The sequence below is a fragment of the Clostridium sp. AM22-11AC genome (genome assembly GCF_003473545.1).
In the GTDB taxonomy this organism is placed as follows: Bacteria; Bacillota; Clostridia; order Lachnospirales; family Lachnospiraceae; genus Enterocloster.
The window spans coordinates 185,593-201,291 of the sequence record NZ_QUCM01000005.1 but is presented as its reverse complement, the minus strand read 5'-3'; the positions used below and the strand labels follow the sequence as shown (position 1 = coordinate 201,291).

Genomic DNA, 15,699 nt, shown 5'->3' with positions numbered 1-15,699 from the left:
TGTTATTTAACGCATAAAAAGAACCATAAACCAGTGGTGTCCGTTCTTTTCCTCATGGGCCATACCCATATATCGATAATATTGTAATGTGTATTTTCTGTCTGACTTTGATGTATATTTACGTCCCGTTACATTCATTATCTTGTCATATGCCTCATCCGTATCCTCGCAGTCCCGCACATATACCTCCAGGCAGGAAGCATTTTTGCGGTAAGGAATGGATGCCAGTGTGTCTTCTATGGTTCCTTCTCCTGTGACCCGTCCGTCTGCATACCCTTTTTCCATAGCTGCCTCCAGACGGCTTTGTGCAATTTTATTTAACTTCATATCCATGATAAAACCTGCGTACCGGTCATAGCTGGTGTGGTTATCACCATCGTACTCCCGTTCTCTGTCCGGATATGCGTCAAAATACTGTTCTTTCTTTTCATCCCCTAACTGACCAAACAGATCCTGAGCCACATCATCATAGCAGCCTGCATTGTAAGCGCCGCCGCCCGTATTTTCCAGCCACTTTGCTGTTTTCAAAGCGCCTGAACTTTCAAATTCATACACAGCATTATCTAAAACCAGCTGTCCTTCGTTCATTCCCCCGTCTTCGTGGAAGTAATACCATTCATCTCCCACCTTTTCCCATCCGGTGGCCATGGTCCCGTCTTCCTTCATATAGTAGAAGCGGCCGCCGGTGTAGAGCCAGCCAATGTATGCCGTACCATCTGTTTTCTTCCAGTACCAGTTCCCGTCAAGATTTACCCAGCTGCCATTTGGCTCTGCTGCATACACTGCATTTGCCGGTCCCGCTGCCAGAAAAGCGGCCATCATAATTATAGAAATAGGATATAACCTGCTTCTGCCTTTCATCCTCTCATCTCCTGCTGTCTTTAAAACCTCTGTTTTCCATTATTGAACTCTATATTTGTTAATTGACATTTGTTCATTTATTAACTATAATGGATTATACTAACTAATGGTGAAAACAACAATGATTAATTTTAATTCTTTTGTTTATTAATCGACAACATTGTAGTATATGTTCATAAACAAAATATTAAAATACTGTAAACAAATCCGAGAGAACATCACATACAAAAAGGGGGAATTTCTTATCATGAGTACAGAAGCAGTAGATCGACGGGTACGGCGTACCAGAAAGCAGCTGCGGGAATGTCTTGTTACTTTATTAAAGCAGAAAAAGGTACAGGATATTACTGTCCGTGAGCTGACCGAACTGGCCGATCTGAACAGAGGAACTTTTTATCTTCATTATAAAGATGTATTTGATCTTCTGGAAAAAACAGAAAGCGAGCTTTTAGACGATTTTAATCAACTGGTCATGAAACATGATGCAGAAGATCTGAAGAAGCATCCTTACGGTATTTTCGTAGAAATTTACACACTGGCCTATGACAATGCAGACCTGGTAGAAATATTATTAGGTGAAAACGGTGATTTAAACTTTCTGAACCGCTTAAAACAGCTGATTCGTGATAAATGTCTTCACGACTGGATGGAAGTATTCCGCGCCGGAAATCCAGCTATTTTTGATGCCTACTTCTCTTTCATCGTATCCGGTTGTGTAGGACTGGTGCAGTACTGGTTAAAGACAGGCATGAAAGAGACACCGCAGCAACTGGCACGACTGACCGAGCAGGTGATCCGTAAAGGCATCGGTGTGCTGGATACAGATCCTTTTGCGGATATAGAAAATGTACGTTCCTGATCCAGTCTATATTATTATCAATATATTGATAATATACGATTGCTTATATTTTGTTGTATACTGATGATATTCTGAGAGTATATTACACCAAATGAGGAGAAAACAGATGAACTACGACGATTTATTCAGAGAAACTGCCTGTGTACGTATAAAAAAAGGAACCGGACGCACATTAAAGGCCGGCGGCGCCTGGATCTATGACAATGAGATCGACACTATTTCCGGTGATTTTGAAAATGGCGACCTGGTCACTGTGGAAGATTTTGACGGCTATCCTTTGGGACATGGCTTTATCAATACAAGCTCCAAGCTGACCGTACGCATGTTATCCCGCAAAAAAGATACTGTGGTCAATGAAGATTTCATCGAACAGAGAGTCCGCACTGCCTGGGAATACAGAAAAGCTACTACTGATATCTCCAGCTGCCGCGTGATCTTCGGCGAAGCAGATTTTCTGCCGGGTATTGTCATCGATAAGTTTGAAGATGTTTTAGTAGTAGAGTCCCTGGCACTGGGCATTGACCGCTTAAAGCCGGTGATCTTAGATAAATTAAAGAAAGTCCTGGCAGAAGACGGTATTTTAATCCGTGGCATTTATGAGCGAAGCGATGCAAAAGTCCGCCTTCAGGAAGGTATGGAGCGCTTTAAAGGCTTTATTGGAGAACCATTCGATACCAAGGTAGAAATCTGTGAAAACGGCGTTCACTACATTGTAGACGTAGAAGACGGCCAGAAGACCGGATTTTTCCTGGATCAGAAATATAACCGTCTTGCAGTACAGAACCTGTGCCGTAATCTGAAACCTGCAAAGGTATTAGACTGCTTCACCCATACCGGCTCTTTCGCTTTAAATGCTGGTATTGCAGGCTCTGAAAAAGTCCTTGGCGTAGACGCTTCCCAGCTGGCAGTAGACCAGGCAACAGAAAATGCCCGCTTAAATGGCTTGGAGGATCACGTCACTTTCCAGTGTGCCGATGTATTTGACCTGCTTCCAAAATTAGAACAGGAAGGTGAAAAATTTGATGTAGTCATCCTTGACCCGCCAGCCTTCACCAAATCCAGAAATTCCATTAAAAACGCAGTAAAAGGCTACCGTGAGATCAACCTCCGTGGCATGAAGTTAGTAAAAGACGGAGGCTACCTTGCCACCTGCTCCTGCTCCCATTTCATGGATCCGGAGCTGTTCACAAAAACCATACGTGAAGCCGCTTCCAACGTCCACAAGAGACTGCGCCAGGTAGAATACCGCACCCAGGCAGCGGATCATCCAATCCTTTGGGCGGCAGATGAGTCCTATTATTTAAAATTTATTATCTTCCAGGTTGTGGATGAAAAATAACATCCGCTCCAGAACAGATTTACCAACATCCAGCCAATGCCGGTAGCTACGGCTACTGCATTTAACTGGAACTGACTTACAAATATCCATGACAGGATCACCCGCAGAGTAATGTGTCCCACAGCTCCTATAAAGGGGATATTTACTCTGCCGATCCCGTCAAAATAGCCTGCAAATGTGTTTCCTGTAAAGCAGAACACATAGAATACCGCAACGATCTTTAAATATCCTGTGGCTGCCAGAAAGGCACCATCTGTTTTATTCCCGATCATAAATCCCATGGTAGCCCTTATTCCACCGGGACACCCATTAGCCAAAGAAAAATCCGTTCCCATGGAAGCCTTTGCTGTAGAGTCCTACATCCAGACTTATCCGGGACAGGACGTGGATAATGCCCGCATTTTCTCCCGCTGCCACATTACTCCTAACACCCAGTTTTCCACTATGGACATTAATGCAACCTATTCTATGGTAGAAGCAGGGCTTGGCATTGGCATCAACAATCAGGTCAACAGTTCTCTCTGGCAGGACCGGGTCGTGCATCTTCCCTTAAAACCGGCCCAGACCATGAATATTGGGCTGGCCTATGGAAAGAATATTTCCCCGGCTTCGGAAGGCTTCCTTCACTTTATAGAAGATAAGCTGCCGGAATAAACATTCCTGCAGCAACCGGCCATTTTTACCCCCATATTGCAAAAAAACTCATTTCCAAGTACACTAAGTAACAGGGGAACACAAAACAAATATGTCATCATAAATAAAAAACTGGAGGGATTACAACATGATCATTGATAATGTAAAAGTTTATACACCCGATCAGAAATTTGTAGAGGGCGGTCTGGTACTGGATCAGGACCGGATCGAAGCTGTCTACACCAATGAAACCAAACCGGATCTTTCGGGAAAAGAGGTTCTCGATGGAGAAGGCGCCTATGCCATTCCAGGACTGATCGACCTGCATTTTCACGGATGCAAGGGGGATGATTTCTGTGACAATTCCATGGAAGCTATTGAACGGATCGCAGAATATGAAGCTTCTGTGGGAGTAACTGCTATTGCACCTGCTACCATGACACTTCCGGTAGAGGAACTGGTAGATGTTTTAAAAACTGCCGCACAGTACAAACGTGAAAAACATGACTATAAAAAGGCAGACCTGGTAGGCATCAACATGGAAGGCCCCTTTATCAGCCCTGTAAAAAAAGGCGCACAGGATGACCGGAATATCCTTCCCTGTGATACTGCACTTTGCGAACGCTTCTTAGAAGCTTCTGAAGATCTGGTAAAATTTGTGGGCATTGCACCGGAAGAAAGCGAAAACTCACTGGAATTTATCCGCCAGATGAAAGAGAAAGTAGATATCTCACTGGCTCATACCAACGCCGATTACGATACAGCCATGGCTGCATTTAGCGCAGGGGCAAACCACGCTGTCCACTTATACAACGGTATGCCGGAAATCCTGCACCGTGCTCCCGGCGTTGTAGGTGCTGTATTTGACAGCAAACATGTAATGACTGAGATCATCTGTGATGGCATCCATATCCACCCGGCTTCTGTACGCGCTACCTTCCAGATGATGGGCGCTGACCGCATGATCCTGATCAGTGACAGTATGAGAGCTACCGGTATGCCGGACGGCCAGTATACCTTAGGCGGTCTGGATGTAAAAGTAGTAGGAAAACTGGCAACTTTAGTTTCTGACGGAGCTATTGCCGGTTCTGCCACCAATCTGGCTGATTGTATGCGTACCGTTGTTCAGAAAATGGACCTGCCATTAGAAACAGCCGTTGCCTGCGCTACCATCAATCCAGCCAGAAGCTTAAAGATCGATAAAGACTACGGCTCCCTTGAAAAGGGTAAAAAAGCCAATGTAGTACTTCTTGGAAAAGATCTTGAATTAAAATGTGTGATCAAAGACGGAAAGAGGATCTGAAAAAATGACAACCATAAGACCTATGCAGCCTGCTGACAAGGAGGCTGTTCTTGCAATGATGGAAGTTTTCTACGCTTCCCCGGCTGTTTTAAGCAACGGCTCCGCTGCTATTTTTTCCAGTGATTTTGAAGCCTGCATAAACGATAATCCTTATCTGGAAGGCTATATGTTTGAGGAAAATGGCCAGATCCAGGGATATGCCATGGCTGCAAAAAGCTTTTCCACAGAATTCGGCCGTCCCTGTATCTGGGTGGAAGACCTTTATATCAAAGAGGATTTTCGTGGAACCGGCATTGGAAGCTTATTTTTGGAATTTATTGAAAAAAAGTATCCTGAAGCCGTCCTTCGCCTGGAAGTAGAAGAAGAAAACGGCAGAGCCGTTAAAGTCTATGAGAAAAACGGCTTTAACGTCCTGCCGTATATGGAAATGAAAAAACTGTTATAACCAGCGGTCACCTAGAAGAATTTTACAATATCTTCTACATTCTTTCTTACCGGCATTTCAGGTTTAATTGCTCCGTATCCTACTGCGATCACGGAAACAACTTCCTGGGATGCCGGAATTTCTAAGTATTCACGAAGCTTTTCGCTGTTGCGAATTCCCATGATCAGAGTATCTAAGCCCATATCTTTTGCCTTTAACACCAGGTTTTCATTCTGCAGTCCCAGGTCATAGCAGCCCCAGCCTTCGCCAACTTCATTTTCAGCCACACCTTCTCTTGTAAAACCGGAACGTGTTTTTTCAAAAGCAGTGATGATCAGTGCAGGAGCATTTGCGCTGTTTTTCTGGTTAAATTCCGGAAGGCAGTCTTTTCTTACTTTTTCCAGCATTTCCGGTGACATTACAACATAATATCTGCCGGTCTGGGAATTTTTCCAGGACGGAGCCATCTGGGCAAAACGGATCAGTTCCTCGATCTGTGCCTTTTCTACTGTCTTTCCCTCTTCATAAGCTCTTAAGCTTCTGCGCGCCATAACGGTCTGATTAAATTCCATAGTAATTAGCCTCCTTGATAACTTTTTGCGTAACTATTCATTGCTTTCACAGTTACCTTTTTGCTTTCTAATCAGAAGTATAACATATCCGCAGCCACTTTGGAATATACATACACCAATCCCTTTTGTCTGGAGTTTTTCTATGGGTGCTTTTGTAAAAAAATGGTTCCATCTGGTTTTGATCTTTGTTTTTGCCTATCTGGCAGGAAGTCTGGCGGGGCAGGCTGCAAATCAGTTTTCTTCTGCTGAAGAGTCTACAAAAAATGCCGTTTATGAACCTTCCCAAAAGCCAGTGGCTTTAACTGAAAATGGTATCCCCATTTATTCTGCCTCTGCTGACGGCAACTGGGGCTTAAGCTTTCCCTCTCCCGGTCAGGCTCCCGTTGGAAATACAACAAATGACTACTTAAAGCAGTTTAATGCCTGCTATATGGGAGATCCTGGTGAAAAAGTAATCTATCTCACCTTTGATGCTGGTTATGAAAATGGGAATACCGCAAAGATATTAGATGCCTTAAAGAAACATGGCGTTCACGCTGCCTTTTTTGTAGTGGGAAATTATCTGGAAACCAGTCCGGAACTGGTAAAACGGATGGTAGAAGAAGGCCATATCGTTGGCAATCATACCTACCATCACCCGGATATGTCAAAGATCTCTGACAAACAGAGTTTTGAAAAAGAATTAAAGGATTTGGAAAACCTATATACACAGGTTACCGGGCAGACTATGAAGAAATACTACCGGCCGCCTCAGGGAAAATACAGCGAAAATAACTTAAAAATGGCCCAGGAGATGGGATACAAAACCTTTTTCTGGAGCCTTGCCTATGTGGACTGGTATCAGGATAAACAGCCCTCAAAAGAAGAGGCATTCAAAAAGTTATTAGGTCGTATCCATCCCGGAGCCATTGTACTGCTTCACAGCACCTCAGATACAAATGGTGCTATTTTGGATGAACTTCTTACTAAGTGGGAGGAAATGGGATATCATTTCGCCACTTTAGATGATATCTGATATTCCTGACTTTATGACTCTGGCACTGCAACTGCTGTAGCTCCGATCAACTCCAGCTTATCACTGTTGCTGCCTTCTCTTTTTACATGAGCCGTTTTAACAGCAGCACCGGATGTAGATGTAGCCGTAATCGTCCCCTGGGCGCCTGCCAGTTCTACTGTCTCATCCACAATACCAGATCCTGCCCCTGTAAAAGTAAGATTTCCGGCTTCCAGACGGACAGCGGAGGGGTGATCTGCATCCAGCTCTTCCCCATTCCAGTCACTGCTGATTGCTTCCGCATCTGCTGACTCCAGTTCCAGACTTCCTTCTCCCCGGATGGTCAGTGTACCTGTGCCCTTTTTGATCACCGGTCCCTGGCTTTCCAGGTGGCTTATGGTATCTTTTTTAAGCTGAAGGATCAGATCTCCTTCTACTTCGATCACCGGTTCTGCTGTATCCAGACTTCCGGCTTCCAGTTCGTCCAAGGTCAAAATATACTGGCCTCTGCTGTTGCGCAGCGTCCAGCCTGCTTCCCTGGTGGTCTTTCCATTTTCAGGGATCAGCACCTTTTCGCCTTCGATCTTAACAGAAGTAAGAGGCACCTGATTTCTGGAGGTAGTCAGATTAAATTTGGATGCCACAAACATTCCAAATGTAGCTACTCCCGCGCAACAGGCTGCCACCAGACCGATAAACAGAACAGTACGGACCATTCTTCCAACAAATTCTTTAGGCAGCTGCTGCATGTTTTGCTTCCTCCAGTCTCTTGTTAAACTGTTCATAAAAATCCACGGAAGCATCAAATGGCTCCATGTAGAACTTTTTCAGAACATACAGGCACAAAGCCTTTGACTTATCCTGGCCTTCACTTCCAAGGCTTTTTATCTTCTGTCCCATTTCTTTTGCAAAATAATGCCAGTCAGAAACGAATTTTTCATATTTGCCAAAATCCGGGATATCGATCCATTTACGCACCTTTACCTTGGTCCTGTTTTCCTTCTTACATTCATGGGTCTGTAAAAAATACTGGAAAGAACCATTTTCATAAAGTCTCCCTAAAGGGAACAGACGGCAAAATCCCGGTCTGAATGGATGAACGGAGCATCTGCCTTCTCCATTTAAGAAAGAACAGGCTTCTTTTTCTCCTGCCATTTTCAGGTTTGGCAGGATCAGACCATCTGACATATTCAGTTCGATCCGACCCTTTAACAGATCTTCAAAAGTCAGCCCTGTTCCTGTACTTAAACGGTAAATGTCATAGGGATCCAGTAAAATAGAGGATCCCATTCCCTGACAACAGGCAGAGCAGCCTTTACAATCTCCGCAGTCTGCTTTTACCATATCCGAGGAACTGTACAATCTTCCATCGGATATTTCTTTTAAATCTATTTCGCGTTCCATTATTTCTTTTGTTTCCTTTCACACGCCGAAATCTTTGACGATACCGGCAAGATTTCCGGCTACTGTAAGTGTTACGGGCTTACGGACCGATGGTTACCGGCACACCCACTGCACAATAACTCCACAGAATATCCATTACATCATTGGTCATGGCAATACAGCCTGCCGTTCCACGATCTCCCTGATTTCCATGGATCTCAATAGCTCCGCCTAAAGGAGTATCCCATGGTGGGGTCACGCCTGCTTTGTTTGCATCTACAATCGCCTGGTACTGTTCCTGGGTAATAAGACCGGTGGACAGACCTCTTTCTGCATCCTCAATATTTGGATAGGACAGTCCAAGTGCCAGATAATACTTGCTCTTGTCATTTCTGGTACATACATAGAAACTGCCGGAAGGGGTGATCTCATCCCCCTCCTGCACTTTATCACCGGTAGCTGACTGGCGTCCCAGTTTTGCATCCCAGACGCCAATGGCCTGTTTATTCTGCATCAGGGTCAGCTTGCTCTGACGTTTGCTGATATAAATGCTGATACCGGTAGCGGTCGGGGTGATGGATGCCGGATCTGGTTTTGCAGCAGAAGCCTCTGTATTCTGGGCAGTATCTGTCTGGGTGTTGCCTGCTGCACTCTGGGTCGTATCTGTATTGACTGAAGAGTTGACTGTTGCCTGAGAGGTATCTGCTGCATTCTGACCTGCATCTGTCACCTTGGTTGCCTGACCGCCTACAGACTCAACCGGGCTGTTTACAGCAACGATCTGCTCTGCAAGCGCACCGGAAGCGGTTGTCACAGCCAGTCCCATTGCCAGAAAACCTCCAAGCAGTAATCTTCTATATTTCATCTATTACATCTCCTTTGGGAAAACATATATATTTGCATTAAATTTTCTATCTGCTCCCCATTTTACCAGAACACAGCTTTTGGAGCAACCGCACTTTTTTTAAGATTTTCTGTCATTTTTCCAATATATGTCATCTATTTCTAACCATATTCCCTTACTCTCCTACCACCTGCACCTGGCTTCCAACGCCAGTACTGCTGCGCTTTTTGGTAACAATGATCTTACGTTCGATCCTGTCTTTCAGCTCTCCTACATGGGAGATAATACCTACCAGTCTCTGTCCCTGCGCCAAATCATTTAAGGAACGGATCGCCTGGTTTAAAGAGTCCTCATCTAAGGAACCAAAGCCCTCATCTACAAACATGGCATCCAGACGGATCCCCCCTGCTCCCGCCTGGATCTCATCAGAAAGCCCTAATGCAAGGGACAGGGATGCCTGGAAAGACTCACCGCCGGAAAGTGTTTTTACACTTCGCTCTGTTCCGTTGTAATGATCGATGACATTTAAGTCCAGACCTGCTTTTTCTTTCTTACTCTCCCCTTTTTCCTGGCGTTTTAACTCATACTGACCGCTGCTCATAGTCATAAGCCGCAGATTAGCCCTGCGCAGGATCCGGTCAAAATAAGCCATCTGTACATAGGTTTCCAGCTCGATCTTGCGCTTTCCGCTGAGAGTTCCCCCTGCTGTATCAGAAAGTGACCGCATCCACACATATTCCTGCTCTGCTGCTGCCATTTTTCCCTGATTTTTCTGAACATTGTTGTAAATACAACGATTATTTTCCAGATCTGCATATTGTCTGGAATATTTCTCATTCCATTCCTTCTTTTCTTCTGAAAGAACAGTTATCTTTTCCTGGATCTCCCCTTCGGAAGTTTCCTGCATGGACCCGATCTGGGACTTTAAAGTTTCTATGGCAGATCTCAGACTTTCAGACTGGGCATTTAAAACATTTAATGTTTCCACTGCCTGAGCCAGTGCTGCTTCCAGTTTCAGTTTATTCTGCATTTTTCCTTTCAGCCGGTCTTCTATTTCTTCTGCTGTAACAGAACCATAGATCTTATTTTCTTCTTCCAGCTGCTTCTTTAATTCTTCCAGCTGAGTTGCCAGCTTCTGGATCAGCAGGGCCTTTTCGGAAATATTTTCAGAAAGTTTTTTCTGTTGGTCTTCCATCGTTTCAGCCTGGGCCTGTAAACGGTTTAAGTATTCCGCCTTTTTTCCATTTTCTTCCAGATCAGCTTTTATCTGTTCTAAAACAGCGTTGTTTTGGGCTTTTAGCTCTGCGAAAAACATTTTTATCCTAGATACAACGTTTTCTATATCATTTGTGCTCTGTATCCCCGGTACCTGCTGCATTTCCTGTATCTTCGGCTCGTCCTGCAAATTTTTTATGCACTGTCTGATCAACAGATCCATCTGCCCTTCTGCCGCTGAATGGATATTTCGGGCCTGCAGCAGTTTATCCTGAAGAATCTTCTCATTGGTCTCCAATGCCTCTTTCGTTTCCTGGCATTTTTTAAGACTTTCCGCTGCCTTTTGGGCATCCTTTAATTTCTGATCACAGTTATTAATTGCTTCTGACAGACGCCGTTTCACCTCAGGTAGACTCTCTGCCCCTGCATCCCCAAAGATCTGCTCCGCCTTATTCCGGTACTGTTCCCACAGTTCTTCCGACTGTTCCTTAAACTGCCCCGCCAATGCACTTAGCTTCTGGACATTTTCTTCTTTCTGATCCAATACCTCTTTCTTCTCATCTAAAAATTCCTTATCCGGCACCTTATCTGTAAGTACTGCCGGTTTTGGATGATGATCGGAACCGCAGACCGGGCATCTCTCCCCCTCTTTTAAATGCTTTGCCAGAAGCCCTGCCTGGGCATCTAAAAATGTCTGTTCCAGATGACCATAAATTTCTCTTTCCCTGTTTCTTACAACAACGGCATTTTCATATTCTTTCTGGGTTTCTGCCAGCTTTTTCTGGACCAGTTCCAATTGACCTGCCTGAAGCAAAAACTCCTGTAACTGTTGTGACTTCATCTGTAAAAGAGGCTCATTTCCTGCTGCCTGCGCCAAAGCATTTTCCTGCTTTATCATTTCTTCCTTCTGCAGCTTCCAGTTATTTCCAGTCATTTCCAGTTTCAGCACATTTTCCTCTGCCGCCTTTTTCTCCTTTACAGCCTGATCCAGAGCTTTTTCATCCCCAGTCAGTTTCTCCCCTTTTCCCATGGCTTCCTTAAGCCTGTTTTGCAGCCGCTCTTTCTCTGCTTCTACACCTTTCAGACCTTCCTGGGCTTCTTTATTTTCAAGCAGTGCCTGTTCCAGAGAAACTTTCTCCTGTTTTAACTTCTCTTCCGTAAACTTCTCTTCTCCTATTGCCCTTTCTTTTCCTTTGGCTTCCTGTACTTTTCCCAGAAATGCCTCCAAGCCGGCTTTTTTCTCTCTCAGCTCTCTTATCTCTTCTGCCAGTACTTCACAGCCCTTTGCCTCTTCTTCTGCCGCCGTCTTTTGAGAAACAGCCTTTTCTACCTCAGGTTTTAGTTCTTCAAACAGCTTCTGCTTTGCCTCCAGATCTGTTTTCATCTTCTGTCTCTGCTTTGCTTCCCCAAGAACCTTATTTTCTTTCTGTATCTCTTCCTCGATCCCATGGATCTGATCTTTCAGACCTGCAAGTTTTTCCTCCTGCCGTCCTATAACCTCAGCCAGAAGTTCAATTCCCCGAATGGTCTTTCCCTCAAATTTCGCCTTTTTCAGCTCTTTCCATTCACTTTCTGCTTCCGGGTCATCACTGATGCTGACGCCATCCAGATACTGGCTGATGCTGCGGCGCATCTCATCATATTCTTTCCATTTTCCCTTCACTGCCTCCCGCAGCCTGTTCTCAATATCCTGATAGATCCCTGTATGGAAGATCTGGCGGAAGATCTCCCCTCTCTCTGCAGTTCCGGCTAAAAGCAGTTTCTGGAAATCTCCCTGGGCGATCATGGCGATCTGGGTAAACTGTCGGTAGTCCAGTCCCATTAACTCTGTAATGGCTTTTGTCACTTCTCTGGTCTTGGTCACAGGCTGCCGGCTGTCTGGAAAAACAAGTTCTGCCTCTGCTTTTTGCAGGGTAAATCCTGTTCCTCTGCCCTTTGGACGGAGATATTCCGGATTTCTGGTGACTTTATAATCTTTTCCCTGATAAATAAAGGTCAGCTCCACATAAGTAGGCACATCATCCGGTGCATACTTGCTGCGAAACATCCCCGTTTCCCTGACATTTCCGCTGGCTTCCCCATAAAGAGCAAAAGTAATGGCATCAAAAAGAGTGGTCTTTCCCGCACCTGTATCACCGGTGATCAGATAAAGCCCTTTTTCTCCCAGCTTTTCAAAATCGACCACTGTCTTTTCCCCATAAGGCCCAAAGGCGCTTATAACCAGTTTTTTCGGCTTCATTCTTTCACCTCCCGGATGATATTTCGCACAAACTCTTCCTGGATCTGGCTCATGGGCTGGTTGTTCTGCAGCTCATAAAACTCCATGAACAGCTCCATTTCTGACTTCTGTTCTACTGCCTGGGCTGCCGTAAGCTCCGGATTTTCCCTGGTCCTGCGGTTGTCATATTCCAGCTGCATAATATTGGGGTAAATGACCCGCAGCTTCTGCAGACCGTCTAAAATATCCTCTTCATCGGTCAGTGTCACATGAAGGTAATCCTCGCAGTTTCCATTTTCATAAAATGACTTTGCAGTCACTTCCATATAGCTGCCCCGGATCTTTCGCATATCCCGCAGGGGATGCAATGGAACAGCTGAGATCTCCACATTTCCTTTTTCTTTTAATTCCACCACAGTAATGGATTTTTCCTGACCCGCCTCTGAAAAAGAATATTTAAGAGGTGTGCCACAGTATCGCACCTGGTCTCTTCCCACTGCCTGGGGACTGTGGATATGCCCCAGGGCCACATAATCAAACCCATCAAATACAGAAGCGTCCACATTGTCAAGGCCTCCTACGGACACTTCCTCTGACTCACAGCGCATGGCGCCGGTGACAAACTGGTGGGCGATCAACACATTTCGCACATCTGTATCCACAGTCATATGGGAAACAGCCATTTTCACTGCGCTCTGGTAATCACACACTGCCTCTGCTTCTTTTTCAAATTCTCCCTCTTCAAAAGCATGACGGACTACAGCCGGTTTTACAAAAGGAAGCAGATGGATGCACACTTTTCCATATGCATCGGTAAATTCCACATTTTCTGTCTTTCCCTCATACACAGGCGCCACGTAAATACCGCTTTTCTTCATCAGCCGTCCGCCGTAGGAAACACGCTCCGGTGAATCATGGTTTCCGCTGATCATAAACACGATTAGTCCCATTTCATTTAAACTTGTAAGAAAATCATCAAATACCTGCACTGCCTCTGCCGCCGGAACCGGCTTATCATAAATATCACCTGCTAAAATGATCCCATCTGGCTGATGCTCCTTTGCAGCTTTTAAGATCTGCATCAGGATATATTTCTGGTCCTCCAGCATGGAAAACTCATTGACCCGCTTTCCAATATGCAGGTCCGATAAATGAAACAACTTCATAGTAACCTCCCGACCATAATATGTTCTCTCGGAATCTTTCTGTGCCTGATTTTGTGAGAAGATTTTTTGTCAGTTGTGCCCAAATTTCTGAGGCGTACGCGGTGCGTACGTTGATGAAATTCGGGTGCGGCTGGCGGAAAATCAGCCACAAAGGCAGGTACAAGAAAGACTCCGAGAGGACATTAATAAATCCGTGAACGCGCCGCCGGCGCATTCTCAATATGTATAGCAAAAAGGTGCCGCAAAACATCTCCTCTTTTGCGGCACCTCTCATTCCACCTAGTATCTTTCCACTCAGTATCTATTTCCAGTTTATTATGTTTATTACTTACTGCTCTAACTGCTTCTTATAGATCTCAATTACTTTCTTCATCATTTCCGGACCTGGTGCGCCGATGGTCATACGCTTTTCAACGCAGGTCTTCATGCTGATGGCTTCGTATACATCTTCCTCAAATACAGGACTGATCTTCTTGTATTCCTCTAATGGAAGATCATCTAAAGCAATGCCCTTGTCGATGCAAAGCAGTACCAGCTGTCCTACGATACCATGGGCATCACGGAATGGTACGCCATGGTTTACCAGATAATCAGCTGCATCCGTTGCATTGGTAAAGCCATTCTTTGCGCTGGCTTCCATTACATCCTTGCGGAACTTCATGGAAGAGATCATACCGGTAAATAAGGACAGGCAGCCCTTCACTGTATCAATAGCGTCAAAGGTCAGTTCCTTATCTTCCTGCATATCCTTATCATATGCCAGAGGAAGTCCCTTCATGGTAGTAAGCATGGAAACCAGGGCGCCGTAAACGCGGCCGCTCTTTCCACGGATCAGCTCTGCAATATCCGGGTTCTTCTTCTGAGGCATAATACTGCTTCCGGTGCTGTAGGAGTCATCGATCTCTACAAAACGATATTCATTGGTGTTCCAGATAATGATCTCCTCGCTGAAACGGCTTAAATGCATGGCAATAGTAGATAATGCACTTAACAGCTCGATCAGATAGTCGCGGTCAGAAACGGAGTCCATGGAGTTTAAGGTAGGACCGTCAAAATCCAGAAGTTTTGCAGTGTATTCTCTGTCCAGCGGATAAGTAGTTCCAGCCAGAGCGCCGGAGCCTAACGGGCAGTAATTCATTCTCTTGCGGATGTCCTGTAAACGGGAACGGTCTCTGGAGAACATTTCAAAATATGCGCCCATGTGATGAGCCAGTGTTACAGGCTGTGCCTTCTGTAAATGGGTAAAACCAGGCATAAATGTCTCGGTGTTTGCTTCCATGATCACCAGAAGTTCTTTTAAAAGATCCTTTACAAGAACGTCCATCTCATCAATCTCGTCTCTTGTATACAGCTTCATATCCAGAGCTACCTGATCGTTACGGCTGCGTCCTGTATGCAGGCGCTTTCCTGCTTCGCCGATACGCTCTGTTAAGGTTCCTTCTACGAAAGAGTGGATATCTTCGTATTCGGAGTCAGCCGGGATCACCAGCTTACCGCTGTCAAGATCTTCTCTAATGCCTTCCAGACCTGCCACAATGGCATCTCTGTCTGCTTCTGTAAGAATTCCCTGTTTCGCTAACATCTTTACATGTGCGATGCTGCCTCTGATGTCCTGACGATAAAATTTCTGATCAAATGAAAGTGATTCATTAAAATTCTGTACCAGCTGGTCTGTTTCTTTTGTGAAACGTCCGCCCCAAAGCTTCATAATTGATGTCTCCTTTTGTCCTTTAATTTATAATCTGCATGTCCTTTCGGAACATTTCTGCATGTATGATACCAGATTGCTACGTGCTTTGCACTCTCGCAATCTTTAAAACATTCGTAATCCGCTCATTTTTCTTTGAAAAATGGCTACTTACTCATGTTTTACGTGCCCCAAGTTCCA

At 44.9% G+C, this 15,699-nt stretch carries 15 protein-coding genes; 6 read left to right on the top strand and 9 right to left on the bottom strand.

Annotated elements, in window-relative coordinates; genetic code table 11:
- Positions 1–6 precede the first annotated feature (6 nt).
- The gene (locus DW251_RS07425; protein WP_118300606.1) at positions 7–861 is read right to left on the bottom strand and encodes a hypothetical protein; all 855 of its coding nucleotides are present in this window, start codon (positions 859–861) and stop codon (positions 7–9) included.
- Between the two features lie 247 nt (positions 862–1,108).
- On the opposite strand from DW251_RS07425, the gene DW251_RS07420 reads away from it, so the two are divergent.
- Together DW251_RS07420 and DW251_RS07415 are read left to right on the top strand one after the other, a co-directional pair.
- Positions 1,109–1,720 carry a TetR-like C-terminal domain-containing protein gene (locus tag DW251_RS07420; protein ID WP_021870855.1) on the top strand — a complete coding sequence of 204 codons (612 nt, stop codon included), beginning with the start codon at positions 1,109–1,111 and terminating at the stop codon, positions 1,718–1,720.
- A 106-nt stretch (positions 1,721–1,826) separates the two neighbouring features.
- Positions 1,827–3,059, top strand: coding sequence for a class I SAM-dependent rRNA methyltransferase (locus tag DW251_RS07415; protein ID WP_021870854.1), 1,233 nt, complete (start codon positions 1,827–1,829; stop codon positions 3,057–3,059).
- Here the strand turns inward: DW251_RS07415 and DW251_RS07410 are convergent.
- Positions 3,017–3,394 (bottom strand): polysaccharide biosynthesis C-terminal domain-containing protein, encoded by a 378-nt coding sequence (locus DW251_RS07410; RefSeq protein WP_118300655.1) that lies wholly within the window; start codon positions 3,392–3,394, stop codon positions 3,017–3,019. The two genes, DW251_RS07415 and DW251_RS07410, sit on opposite strands and share 43 nt — an antisense overlap.
- On the opposite strand from DW251_RS07410, the gene DW251_RS07405 reads away from it, so the two are divergent.
- The 3 genes from DW251_RS07405 to DW251_RS07395 all read left to right on the top strand — a co-directional run bounded on the left by DW251_RS07405 (position 3,393) and on the right by DW251_RS07395 (position 5,440).
- Positions 3,393–3,713, top strand: coding sequence for a LysR substrate-binding domain-containing protein (locus DW251_RS07405; protein ID WP_021870852.1), 321 nt, complete (start codon positions 3,393–3,395; stop codon positions 3,711–3,713). The two genes, DW251_RS07410 and DW251_RS07405, sit on opposite strands and share 2 nt — an antisense overlap.
- 127 nt (positions 3,714–3,840) lie before the next feature.
- Entirely contained in the window at positions 3,841–4,995 is a 1,155-nt protein-coding gene (gene nagA / locus DW251_RS07400) for an N-acetylglucosamine-6-phosphate deacetylase (RefSeq protein ID WP_118300604.1), read from the top strand.
- A 4-nt stretch (positions 4,996–4,999) separates the two neighbouring features.
- Complete coding sequence (locus DW251_RS07395) at positions 5,000–5,440, top strand: GNAT family N-acetyltransferase (protein ID WP_021870850.1); 441 nt, start codon at positions 5,000–5,002, stop codon at positions 5,438–5,440.
- A gap of 11 nt (positions 5,441–5,451) precedes the next feature.
- Here the strand turns inward: DW251_RS07395 and DW251_RS07390 are convergent, their stop codons facing one another.
- Positions 5,452–5,991 carry a nitroreductase family protein gene (locus DW251_RS07390; protein ID WP_021870849.1) on the bottom strand — a complete coding sequence of 180 codons (540 nt, stop codon included), beginning with the start codon at positions 5,989–5,991 and terminating at the stop codon, positions 5,452–5,454.
- Positions 5,992–6,133: 142 nt separating this feature from the next.
- Between DW251_RS07390 and pdaA the strand changes: the two genes are divergently transcribed.
- Positions 6,134–7,006 carry a delta-lactam-biosynthetic de-N-acetylase gene (pdaA, locus tag DW251_RS07385; RefSeq protein ID WP_021870848.1) on the top strand — a complete coding sequence of 291 codons (873 nt, stop codon included), beginning with the start codon at positions 6,134–6,136 and terminating at the stop codon, positions 7,004–7,006.
- A gap of 11 nt (positions 7,007–7,017) precedes the next feature.
- On the opposite strand, the gene DW251_RS07380 is transcribed toward pdaA, so the two are convergent.
- The 6 genes from DW251_RS07380 to argH all read right to left on the bottom strand — a co-directional run bounded on the left by DW251_RS07380 (position 7,018) and on the right by argH (position 15,519).
- A complete protein-coding gene (locus tag DW251_RS07380) occupies positions 7,018–7,734 on the bottom strand; it encodes a hypothetical protein (protein WP_021870847.1) in 717 nt (238 codons plus the stop codon).
- On the bottom strand, positions 7,718–8,389 hold the full coding sequence (locus tag DW251_RS07375) for a YkgJ family cysteine cluster protein (RefSeq protein ID WP_021870846.1): 672 nt from the start codon (positions 8,387–8,389) through the stop codon (positions 7,718–7,720). The genes DW251_RS07380 and DW251_RS07375 overlap by 17 nt, the downstream gene beginning before the upstream one ends.
- Positions 8,390–8,468: 79 nt before the next feature.
- Entirely contained in the window at positions 8,469–9,233 is a 765-nt protein-coding gene (locus DW251_RS07370; protein ID WP_243034898.1) for a L,D-transpeptidase, read from the bottom strand.
- Between the two features lie 154 nt (positions 9,234–9,387).
- Positions 9,388–12,666 carry an SMC family ATPase gene (locus DW251_RS07365; protein WP_118300603.1) on the bottom strand — a complete coding sequence of 1,093 codons (3,279 nt, stop codon included), beginning with the start codon at positions 12,664–12,666 and terminating at the stop codon, positions 9,388–9,390.
- A complete protein-coding gene (locus DW251_RS07360) occupies positions 12,663–13,811 on the bottom strand; it encodes an exonuclease SbcCD subunit D (protein ID WP_118300602.1) in 1,149 nt (382 codons plus the stop codon). The genes DW251_RS07365 and DW251_RS07360 overlap by 4 nt, the downstream gene beginning before the upstream one ends.
- Positions 13,812–14,139: 328 nt before the next feature.
- Positions 14,140–15,519 carry an argininosuccinate lyase gene (argH, locus tag DW251_RS07350; protein WP_021870842.1) on the bottom strand — a complete coding sequence of 460 codons (1,380 nt, stop codon included), beginning with the start codon at positions 15,517–15,519 and terminating at the stop codon, positions 14,140–14,142.
- Positions 15,520–15,699: the final 180 nt, after the last annotated feature.